We start from the raw sequence: 10,403 nt of genomic DNA on the forward strand, positions 1-10,403 counted from the left end.
CGGCGCAGGACGCCCCGAGGGTGGTGGCCGGCCGGCCCGCGCTGGTGCGGGCCGCGGTGACACCCCCGCCGGTCCGCGGCTCGTGCCCAAGGAGGGGCGTCGTCCCGAGCCGTCCATCCCGGCGGAGGTGACCGGCAAGGAACTGGACCGCACGGTCTGGCAGCAGCTGCGCACGTTGAGTGTGGAGAATGCGGAGGGCGTGGCCAAACACCTCGTCATGGTCGCGGCGCTCCTCGAGGCGGACGACATCAAGGGCGCCTTGGCCCACGCCGAGACCGCCGCCCGACGGGCCGGTCGTGTCCCCGCAGCGCACGAGGCGCTGGGCATGGTCTACTACCGCGCTGGGGACTTCGGTCAGGCCCTCAAGGAGTTCCGCACGGTCCGCCGTCTGAGCGGTTCGTCCCACCTCCTGCCGTTGATGGTCGACTGCGAGCGCGGTCTCGGGCGGCCCGAGCGAGCGCTGGAACTGGCTCAGAGTCCCGACGCCCAAACGCTGCGGGCGGCCGAGCAGGTCGAGCTCCTCATCGTGACCTCGGGTATCCGTCGGGACCTTGGCCAGACCGAGGCGGCGCTTCTGACCTTGGATGTGGGCGCGCTTCATGGGCCCGTCAAGCCGTGGTCGTCGCGCTTGTACTACGCCTACGCCGACACGCTGTTGGAGTTGGGTCGAGTTGACGAGGCGCGGGAATGGTTCGCCAAGGCCGCAGAGCATGATCACGAACTCGAAACCGACGCCTCCGAACGACTCGACGAGATCGACGGCATCTCCGTCGACTTCGGCGGTGAGGTCTTCAGTGAGGCGGAGTTCGATGAGGCCAGTGATGGTGATGTGCTCGCCCCGGACGAGGCGGACGCCGGCGCAGACACTGACTCTGCCGACACTGGCGATGCCGACGCTGATGACGTGATCGACGACGACGACCTGGACGACGACGACGACCTGGACGACGACGACGACCTGGACGACGACGACGACCTGGACGACGACGACGACCTGGACGACGCCGACCTTGATGTCGACGACGACATCGAGGCCGAGGTGGACGCCATTCTCGACGGAACCATCGAGCCGGGCGATCCGCTCGGCGGCAGCGACCCGACCACGCCGTGACCGCCCTGATCGACCGGTACGCCGGGATCGTCTGCGACCTCGACGGTGTCGTCTACCGCGGTCCCGTGGCGGTCGACGGCGCTGTTGAGGCACTGAACTCCCTGCCCATCCCGGTCGTCTACGCGACCAACAACGCCTCCCGCCCGCCGGAGGAGGTGGCCGCCCACCTACAGGACCTCGGCATCCACCTCACGGCCCAGATGGTCCTCAACTCGTCCATCACCGGTGCCGCGGCCCTGCGCGACCACCTTCCGGCAGGCGCGCTGGTCATGGCCGTCGGCGGCGTCGGTGTTTCCCAGGCGCTGGCCTCGGCCGACCTCGTCGCCGTCGAACCGGGCTCCCGCTCGGAGACCGAGATCTCCGGAGTGCTGCAGGGGTACGGGCCGCTGGTCAACGCGACCCATCTCGCCGAGGCCGCCTACGCGATCGAGCACGGAGCGGTGTGGGTCGCCACCAACGACGACGCCACCCTGCCCACGGATCGCGGCCAGGCGCCCGGCAACGGAGCACTCGTGGCCGCCCTGCGTCTGGCCGTGGACCGCGATCCGATCGTCGTCGGCAAACCGCACCCCCCGATGTACGCCCTCGCGGCGACCAGGCTGGGCATCACTCCCGCACAGACGCTCGCGGTCGGCGACCGACTCGAGACCGACATCGAGGGCGCCCACGCCACGGGGATGGAGTCGGCGCTCGTGCTGACCGGCGTCCACACCGTGGCCGACGCGGCAGCCGCGGCGCCCCACCGCCGCCCCACCTACCTGCTGGCCGATCTGCGCGGCCTGCTCGAGGAGTACCGCGAACCGGCCGAGGCCGACGGCTGGTGGGTCTGCGGGTCGTCCCGCGCCCGTTGGGAGGGCGACCGCGTCGTCGTCGAGGGGCCGCGGGACACCATCGAGGCGTCCCGGGCCACCCTGGCCGCCACGTGGGCGCATCGTGGGTGATGCGATTCACCTGAGACGGACTCCCCTGCAGGCCTCGGACGCGCGATACTGTCGACGGCTCCCGTTCCCGACCCCCTGAGGTGGCGAAACCGCATGTCCCGACTTCAAACGACCGACGGTCTGACCGAGGAGCAGCAGGAGCTGCTCAAGCTGGTTCGCTCCTTCGTCGAGGAGCAGATCATCCCGACCGCCCAGGAACTGGAGCGCAAGGATGAGTACCCGCAGGCGATCGTCGACCAGATGAAGGAGATGGGGATCTTCGGCCTGATGATCCCCGAGGAGTACGGCGGTCTGGGCGAGTCCCTGCTCACCTACGCGCTCTGCGTCGAGGAGATCGCGCGCGGCTGGATGTCCGTCTCCGGCATCATCAACACCCACTTCATCGTGGCGTACATGCTGCTGCACCACGGCACCGAGGAGCAGAAGCAGAAGTACCTGCCGAAGATGGCCACCGGCGAGATCCGTGGCGCCTTCTCGATGTCCGAGCCCGCACTCGGCTCCGACGTGGCGGGCATCTCGACCAAGGCCGTCAAGGGCGAGGGCGAGGAGTGGACCATCAACGGCCAGAAGATGTGGCTGACCAACGGTGGTTCGGCCAACCTCGTCGCCGTGCTGGTCAAGACCGACCTCGGCGCCGACCGGGCGCACGCCAACCTGACGACGTTCCTCGTCGAGAAGGAGTCCGGTTTCGGCGAGACCGCGCCGGGCCTCACCGTGCCGGGCAAGATCGAGAAGATGGGCTACAAGGGCGTCGACACGACCGAGCTCGTCTTCGACAACTACACAACGACCTCCGCGCAGATCCTCGGTGGCGAGCCCGGCAAGGGCTTCTACCAGATGATGGACGGCGTCGAGGTCGGCCGCGTCAACGTCGCCGCCCGCGCCTGTGGCGTCTCCCGTCGCGCCTTCGAGCTCGGCGTCGCCTACGCCCAGCAGCGTGAGACCTTCGGCAAGAAGATCGCCCAGCACCAGGGCATCCTCTTCCGCCTGGCCGACATGGGCACCAAGGTCGAGGCCGCCCACCAGATGATGGTCAAGGCCGCCAAGCTCAAGGACTCCGGCGCGCGCAACGACCTCGAGGCCGGCATGGCCAAGTACCTCGCCGCGGAGTACTGCGCCGATGTCGTCGAGCAGTCGTTCCGCATCCACGGTGGCTACGGCTACTCGAAGGAGTACGAGATCGAGCGCCTCTACCGCGAGGCTCCGATGCTGCTCATCGGTGAGGGCACCGCCGAGATCCAGAAGATGATCATCGGCCGCCGCCTGCTCGAGGACTACAAGCTCAAGGGCTGAGTTCACACCGCACCACCACGACAGGGTGGGCACGTTTCCGGATTCGGACGTGCCCACCCTGTCGTGTGTCGACCCGCGTGTGTCGACCAATGCAGCGGGCAACGGGGCACGCCCGGCGTCCGGGGTGACAGGATGGTCGGTATGAGCACTCAGCCGAACCTGGCCGCGGCGCGGGCCGCCATCCTCAAACTCGACTTCCCCCAATCGCTGGGGGTCTTCGACACCTACGCCGAGGCGCAGAAGATGGTCGACCACCTCTCGGACAACGAATTCCCCGTGCAGGACGTCATGATCGTCGGCACCGACCTCAAGCAGATCGAGCGGGTCACCGGCCGCCTCACCTTGGGGCGGGTCGCGATGGGGGGCCTGCTCTCCGGTCTGTGGATCGGTTCGTTCGTCGGTCTGGTCATGCTCATCCTCGAGGGCGGGTCGGCGTGGTCGGTGTTCCTGACGACGCTCCTCTTCGGTGCGATCTTCGGTCTGGTCTGGGCCTTGGTCGGCTACCAGATGAGCTCGCGCGACCGTGACTTCACCTCGATCACGTCGGTCATCGCGACGAAGTACGAGGTGCTCACCGAGCACAAGCACGTGCAGCGGGCCCGGGAACTGCTCGGCGCCACCGACGCCCTCACGGTCGCGCAGGAGCAGGTGCGTCGCGCCCAGGCCGAGGCCCAGGCGAAGTGGGACGCCGAGCACGGTGGCAACGCCGGTGCCTGAGCCACTGGACGAGTCGCGCTTCTCCTCGGTGCTGTGTGTCGTCGCCCACCCGGACGACATCGAGTACGGACTCAGCGCGGCCGTGGCCCGGTGGACCCAGGCCGGCACGAAGGTCACGTACTTCCTGCTGACCCGCGGGGAGGCGGGGATCGACCCCCTGCCGCCCGCCGAGGCGGGCCCGATCCGCGAGGAGGAGGAACTCGCCTCCGCCGCGGTCGTCGGCGTCACCGACGTGCACTTCGGCACCCACCGCGACGGCGCCATCGAGTACGGTCTGCCGCTGCGCCGTGACATCGCCCGGGAGATCCGTCGCGTGCGTCCCGATCTCGTCGTCGGCACGTTCTACGGCGACCGGTACGCCGGCGGCCAGCTCAACCAGGCGGATCACCGTGCGGTCGGGCAGGCGACCGTCGACGCCGTCGCCGACGCGGGCAACCGGTGGATCTTCGAGGAACTGGTGGCGCAGGAGGGTCTGCACCCGTGGAAGGTGACCACCTTGGCGATCTCCCCGAGCCCGACCGGTACCCACTACGTCGACGTCTCGGCGACGTTCGAGGACGCGGTCGCTTCCCTCGAGGCCCACACGGAGTACAACCGCGCCCTGTCGGCCGACTACCCGGCACCGCGCGAGCTGCTCGGCTCGATCCTCGGTGGGGCGGCGCAGGCCGTGGGCGACCCGGCCGTGACCCACGCCGTCTCCCTGGACGTCTTCGAACGCTGACGCGCTCGCGGCCTGAGGTTCGCGGAGCTCAGCGCGTCTGGATCTGCGCGATCCACGCCTCGACCTCGTCGGCCGACCGGGGGATGTGCCGCGAGAGGTTGACGTTGCCGTCGGCCGTGATGAGCAGGTCGTCCTCGATCCGCACGCCGTTGCCGCGGAACTTCTCGGGCGCCAACAGGTCGTCGGCCTTGAAGTACAGGCCCGGCTCGACGGTCAGCACCATGCCCGGCTCGAGCACCGCGTCCATGTACTCGGCGCGGGTGGCCAGCGCGCAGTCGTGCACGTCGATGCCCAGGTGGTGGCTCGTGCCGTGCACCATCCACCGGCGGTGGTACTGCCCGGTCTCCTTGTCGAGGGTGTCCTCGACCGAGACTCCGTCGGGCAACAGGCCCCACCGGTGCAGGTGCTGCGCGATCACCCGGATCGCGGCCTCGTGGATGTCGCTGAACCGGTTGCCGGGCTTCGCCGCCGCGATACCGGCCTCCTGCGCCTCGAACACCGCGTCGTAGATCTCGCGCTGGGCCTCGGTGAACGTGCCACTCACGGGCAGGGTGCGGGTGATGTCGGCGGTGAACAGCGAATCGACCTCGACACCGGCGTCGAGCAGCAGCAGGTCGCCCTCCTTGACATCGCCGGTGTTCTTGATCCAGTGCAGGGTGTTGGCGTGGTCGCCGCTGGCGCAGATCGAGTCGTAGCCGACGCCGTTGCCGGAATGACGGGCGTACAGGCCGAAGATGCCCTCGACCCACCGTTCTCCGCGACCCTTGGCGACGGCCTCGTCGAGCTCGGCGATGACGGCCTCGAAACCGACCTGGGTCGCGTCGACCGCCTGCTGCATCTGCTCGGCCTCCCAGGCGTCCTTGAGTAGGCGCAGGGTCGAGAGCCGGTGCGCCAGGGCGTCGTCGGCCTCGGCCAGGGACGCGCGGTCGGCGCCCTCGGCGACCCGGGCCTCGTCGAGCGTGGCCGTCAGCTCGCGGTCGGCGTCGCGCACGACCCGCACCGTGGTCAGACCGGCATCCTTGGCGACGTGCGCCTCGAACTCGTCGAGATGGCGCGTCGTCACGCCGAGCCGGGCGGCGAGCTCCTCGAGCGTGGGGCGCGCGCCGACCCAGTACTCGCCGTAGCGGGCGTTGGCGAAGAACTCCTCGGAGTCCCGTTCGGCCATGGGGGTGAAGTAGAGCACGACGTCGTGTCCACCCTCGGCGCGCGGCTCGAACACGAGCACAGCGTCGGGTTCGGCGTCGCCGGCCCACCCGCTCATGTGCACGAAGGCGCTGTGTGCGCGGAAGACGTAGTCGGTGTCGTTGCTGCGGACCTTCAACCCACCGGCGGGAATGACCAGTCGGTCGGCGGGGAAGGCCTGCGAGAGCGCGTCCCGGCGGGCCGCGGCGAACGGCGCGACGGAGTCCGGTTCGGTGGGCGGAGGTGTGCGCGGCGCCCAGTCCCGCGCGACGAAGGCCCGGAACTGATCGGTGGTCGGACGGGCGCGGTTGTCGGCCTGCTTCTGCTCTTCACTCACCCGTCCATGGTGGCACGCCGCGCGGGTCCCGCGTGCTCGCCTCAGCGCCCGGGCAGGTAGGGGACCGAGCTGTGGGCCAGATCGATGATCTGCTCCAACACCTCGGGCGAGGTCGTGTTCTCGCCGAGCCGGTTGGGCTTGCCGGCGCCGTGGTAGTCGCTGCTGCCGGTGGTGAAGACGCCCAAATCGGCGGCGACGCCACGAAGCTCCGCCCGGGCCGCCTCGTCGTGGTCGGAGTGGTCGACCTCGATCCCGGCCAGGCCGGCCGCGGCCATGCGCTCGATGATCTCCACCGGGTGCCGGTACCCGCGCTTGCTGGCGAACGGGTGGGCGATCACCGCCACGCCCCCGGCGGCGCGCACGACCTCGACGCCGCGAACCGCCGGGATGGCGTAGTGGGCGACGTAGTACTTGCTGTTGTCGTGCAACAGGTCGGTGAAGGCCTCGTTGCGGTCGCTGATGTAGCCCGAGGCGACGAGGGCGTCGGCGATGTGCGGTCGACCGGGGGTGGTCTCCGCGCCCATCTGCGCGTGCACCGCCGCCATGGTGATCGGGATGCCGTCGGCCGCCAACTTCTCGACCATCCGCTCCAGGCGGGTCTCCCGGCTCACCCGCGCTTTGGTCAGTTCGGCGACCAGTTCGGGGTGGTCCGGGTCGACGAGGTAGCCCAGCAGGTGCAGGCTGCGACCGTTGTGCGTGCACGAGATCTCCATGCCCCGCAGCAGGCCGATGCCGTGGTGCTGCGCGGCCGTGGCGGCCTCGCCCCACCCGATCGAGGTGTCGTGATCGGTCAGCGCGAGCACGCTCAGTCCGGCCTCGACGGAGTCCTGGACGACCTCGGCGGGGGTGCGCGTGCCGTCGCTGGCCGTCGAGTGCGTGTGCAGGTCGATCATGAGGGTCGAGCCTACGGTGCGGCCCGCCGTGTAGGCGAGTGCGCCACGGCAGTGGAAGGATGGAGCACATGACGACGACCACGACCGTCCTGCAGGCCCCCGCCGCCTCGGCCCCGTTCGAGGTGGCCACCGTCGAGTTGCGCGATCTGCGTGACGACGACGTGCTCATCGAGATCGCGTACGCGGGCATCTGCCACTCCGACATCCACACGGTGCGCGAGGAGTGGGGCAGCAAGCAGTTCCCCATCACCCCAGGCCACGAGATCGCCGGCATCGTCAGGGCCGTCGGCGCGGGCGTGACGCGGCACCAGGTCGGCGACCGCGTCGGTGTCGGCTGCATGGTCGACTCGTGCGGCGAGTGCACATGGTGCAAGGACGGCTTCGAGCAGTACTGCGAGAAGGGTGCGGTGTTCACCTACGCGAGCACCGGTTACGACGGCGAGTACACCCGCGGCGGATATGCCCAGGCGATCGTCGTCTCGGAGCGCTTCACGGTGCGGATCCCCGAGGGCATCGACCTCGACGTGGCCGCGCCGCTGCTGTGCGCCGGCATCACCACCTACTCCCCGCTGCGCCGCTGGAACGTCCAGCCGGGTCAGCGCGTGGCCGTCGTGGGCCTGGGTGGGCTGGGGCACATGGGCGTCAAGATCGCCGTGGCGATGGGCGCCGAGGTCACCGTCATCTCGCGCAGCCTGGCCAAGGCCGCCGACAGTGCCGCGCTCGGCGCGAGCGCGCACCTGGCCAGCAGCGACGCCGACGCGATGACGGCCGCCGCCGGCTCGTTCGACCTGGTGCTCAACACCGTCAGCGCCGACATCGACATGGAGGCGTACCTCAAGCTGGTCAAGCCGCGCGGCGTGCTCGTCAACGTCGGTCTGCCGTCGCAGCGCTACGCGTTCCGCCCCGGCCTGCTCGTCGGGCCGAGCAAGGTCTTCGCCGGGTCGAACATCGGCGGGATCCCCGAGACCCAAGAGATGCTCGACTTCTGCGCGGCCCACGGCATCGGAGCGCAGATCGAGACGATCTCGGCCGACGAGGTCACGCAGGCGTACGACAAGGTCGTCGCCGGTGACGTGCGCTACCGCTACGTCATCGACACCGCGACGCTCACGCGCTGACGTCGGTCACGACGCTCCGTCACGAGTCATCACCCCATGGCACCGACCCGCACCCTCGCGCGCCTGACCCACCTCGCCCGCCGCGGCGTTGCCCTGGCCACCTCGGCCGACGCGGCGGAGCGTCGTCGGGTCACGGCGCGATTGACCTCCCTGGTCCGGCCGCTGGACACCAGCGGCCTCGATGACCTCACGGCCGCGTACGCCAAGGTGGCCTACCAGCGCGGCGCGGCGGCCGACCTGACGGCGTTGGGGCTGCGGACCCGCTCCGCCCTGGTCCGGCGGGTCATCGAGGTGGTGGCCGAACGCACCGGGTCGCTGGCGTGGCAGCTCGCGCTCGCCGAGGTGTGCGCGGGCCTGCCCGAGAAAGCGGCCCAGGCCCGGGCCCGGGGGATCTTCGAGCAGGTCGTTGCGCAACGCGGTCCCGCCGCCCTGGGGGAGCGGCAGCAGTTGCTGTACGCCCAGCTGCTGTACTTCCAGGGGCGGTTCACCGAGCTCAGCGCCTTGCTCGGCCGGCTCGAGGCTCTGCCCTTGGCGCAGGTCATCGACCTGCGCGCGGACATGCTCAACCCGTCGCACGGCCGCCCGACCGCGGCCGGGGCCGATCGGGAGTCGTTCTGGCGCTCATTCACCCGCCCGTTCCGGCACGCCGGGCTGGTCGAACCGACGCTCCTGCCCGAGGGTGACCGCCCGGCCCTGGACCGGTTGACGACCGACCCGGCGGTGCTCCAGCGGCTGCGCGATGGGTTGCCCGACCGCATGTCCCGGCTCGGGTTCGACCGCCTCGAGGACCTTCCGCTGATCTCGGTCGTGGTGGCCGTGTATCGGCCCGACCACTGGCTCGAGACCGCCGTGCGGGCGCTGATCGAGCAGTCCTACCCGAACCTCGACATCGTGCTGGTCGACGACGCCTCCGGTCCCGAGTTCGCCCAGGCCATCGCGGCCGTCGCCGCTCTCGACCCGCGGATCCGCGTGGTGAGCGCACCGCGCAACGGCGGCGCCTACCGCGCCCGCAACCTCGGGGTGCGCTCGGCGCTCGGTCAGATCGTGACCTTCCACGACGCCGACGACTGGGCGCACCCGGAGAAGGTCGAGCGCCAGTTCGCGGCCCTGTGGGGACAACCGGAGGTCGTGGCCACGGAATCGTTGGCGGTGCGCGCCCACGCCGACCTGACCCACCAGTGGCTGGGGTACGCCTCGACCCGGATCAACAAGTCCTCCCTGATGATCCGGCGCACCGACCTTGCCGGTCTCGGGGGCTTCGATGTCGCGCGCAAGAGCGGCGACCAGGAGTTCTACGAGCGGCTCACCGCGGTGCGCGGGGTGACACCGACGGTCGTGGACCTGCCGCTGTCGGTGGTGCGACTGCGCGGCGATTCGCTCTCGCGCAGCGACTTCGCGATGGGTTGGGCGGCCTCGACCCGCATCGGGCACCAGAGCGCGTACCGCAAGTGGCACCGCGGGCTGCGTACCTCCGGCCAGGCGGTGGCCAACCTCGAAGCGGCCACCGACGCCGGTGAGCGGCCGTTCGCCGCTCCGCGGGGGTGGCTGGATCAGCGCGACGACGAGCGGTTCGACGTCCTGCTCGTCGACGATCTCGCGGTCAAGGCGACGGCGGGCGAAACGGCGAGTCTGCTGCGCTTGCTGGTCGACGAGGGGTATACCGTCGCGGTGATGCACCGTGAGGACCCGTCGCTGCTGCGCCGCCCACGGCCCCACAACGCCGATCCGGTGCAGAGCCTCATCAACGCGGGCATCATCAGCCAGGTCCACCCCGAGGAGCGCATCCGGGCCGGTGTGCTCATCGCTCCCACGCCGAGCGTGTTCGTCGCGGATCGTGAGGGCCCGGACGATCTGGCGTGCGACCTCGTGCTCCTGCTGCGCCAGCCGGAGCCACGGCGCGGCCGGGTGGCCGTGGCGTGGACGGTCGAGGCCGTCGCCGACGAGGTGGCGCGGTGGAGCGACGCTCCGGTGGTGTGGGCCCAGACACCCGACGCGCACGACACCGCCGGGGTGGCACCGATCGTGGCCGAACAGATGACATTCTTACGGGCATGACCGCTTCTCCTCCGACGCCAGAACCGACCAGCCCT

At 70.3% G+C, this 10,403-nt stretch carries 9 protein-coding genes; 7 read left to right on the forward strand and 2 right to left on the reverse strand.

Going from position 1 to position 10,403, the window contains the following annotated elements:
• The 5 genes from KD1_RS03460 to KD1_RS03480 form a co-directional block, all read left to right on the forward strand.
• A partial coding sequence (locus tag KD1_RS03460) for a tetratricopeptide repeat protein (protein WP_245627257.1) occupies positions 1–1,111 on the forward strand: 1,111 nt, incomplete at its 5' end.
• Positions 1,108–2,052, forward strand: coding sequence for an HAD-IIA family hydrolase (locus tag KD1_RS03465; RefSeq protein ID WP_068397600.1), 945 nt, complete (start codon positions 1,108–1,110; stop codon positions 2,050–2,052). The genes KD1_RS03460 and KD1_RS03465, both read left to right, overlap by 4 nt.
• A 93-nt stretch (positions 2,053–2,145) precedes the next feature.
• Complete coding sequence (locus KD1_RS03470) at positions 2,146–3,345, forward strand: acyl-CoA dehydrogenase family protein (RefSeq protein ID WP_068397603.1); 1,200 nt, start codon at positions 2,146–2,148, stop codon at positions 3,343–3,345.
• Positions 3,346–3,486: 141 nt separating this feature from the next.
• On the forward strand, positions 3,487–4,062 hold the full coding sequence (locus tag KD1_RS03475) for a general stress protein (protein WP_068397607.1): 576 nt from the start codon (positions 3,487–3,489) through the stop codon (positions 4,060–4,062).
• A complete protein-coding gene (locus KD1_RS03480) occupies positions 4,055–4,783 on the forward strand; it encodes a PIG-L deacetylase family protein (RefSeq protein ID WP_245627258.1) in 729 nt (242 codons plus the stop codon). The genes KD1_RS03475 and KD1_RS03480 overlap by 8 nt, the downstream gene beginning before the upstream one ends.
• Before the next feature lie 28 nt (positions 4,784–4,811).
• Here KD1_RS03480 and KD1_RS03485 read toward each other — a convergent pair whose 3' ends face one another.
• Positions 4,812–6,302 (reverse strand): aminopeptidase P family protein, encoded by a 1,491-nt coding sequence (locus tag KD1_RS03485; protein WP_068397610.1) that lies wholly within the window; start codon positions 6,300–6,302, stop codon positions 4,812–4,814.
• Between the two features lie 41 nt (positions 6,303–6,343).
• Positions 6,344–7,195, reverse strand: coding sequence for a PHP domain-containing protein (locus KD1_RS03490; RefSeq protein WP_068397611.1), 852 nt, complete (start codon positions 7,193–7,195; stop codon positions 6,344–6,346).
• Between the two features lie 68 nt (positions 7,196–7,263).
• On the opposite strand from KD1_RS03490, the gene KD1_RS03495 reads away from it, so the two are divergent.
• Together KD1_RS03495 and KD1_RS03500 are read left to right on the forward strand one after the other, a co-directional pair.
• Complete coding sequence (locus KD1_RS03495; protein ID WP_068397612.1) at positions 7,264–8,313, forward strand: NAD(P)-dependent alcohol dehydrogenase; 1,050 nt, start codon at positions 7,264–7,266, stop codon at positions 8,311–8,313.
• Positions 8,314–8,349: 36 nt separating this feature from the next.
• Complete coding sequence (locus KD1_RS03500) at positions 8,350–10,368, forward strand: glycosyltransferase family A protein (RefSeq protein ID WP_068397614.1); 2,019 nt, start codon at positions 8,350–8,352, stop codon at positions 10,366–10,368.
• Positions 10,369–10,403: the final 35 nt, after the last annotated feature.

The sequence above is a fragment of the Kribbia dieselivorans NBRC 106261 genome, assembly GCF_001552435.1.
In the GTDB taxonomy this organism is placed as follows: Bacteria; Actinomycetota; Actinomycetes; order Actinomycetales; family Dermatophilaceae; genus Kribbia; species Kribbia dieselivorans.

Excerpts from the sequence above, each read along its gene's own strand:
- KD1_RS03470 (WP_068397603.1), top strand. The coding sequence starts at position 2,146 with ATGTCCCGACTTCAAACGACCGACGGTCTGACCGAGGAGCAGCAGGAG.
- KD1_RS03475 (WP_068397607.1), top strand. The coding sequence starts at position 3,487 with ATGAGCACTCAGCCGAACCTGGCCGCGGCGCGGGCCGCCATCCTCAAA.
- KD1_RS03490 (WP_068397611.1), bottom strand. The coding sequence starts at position 7,195 with ATGATCGACCTGCACACGCACTCGACGGCCAGCGACGGCACGCGCACC.
- KD1_RS03495 (WP_068397612.1), top strand. The coding sequence starts at position 7,264 with ATGACGACGACCACGACCGTCCTGCAGGCCCCCGCCGCCTCGGCCCCG.
- KD1_RS03500 (WP_068397614.1), top strand. The coding sequence starts at position 8,350 with ATGGCACCGACCCGCACCCTCGCGCGCCTGACCCACCTCGCCCGCCGC.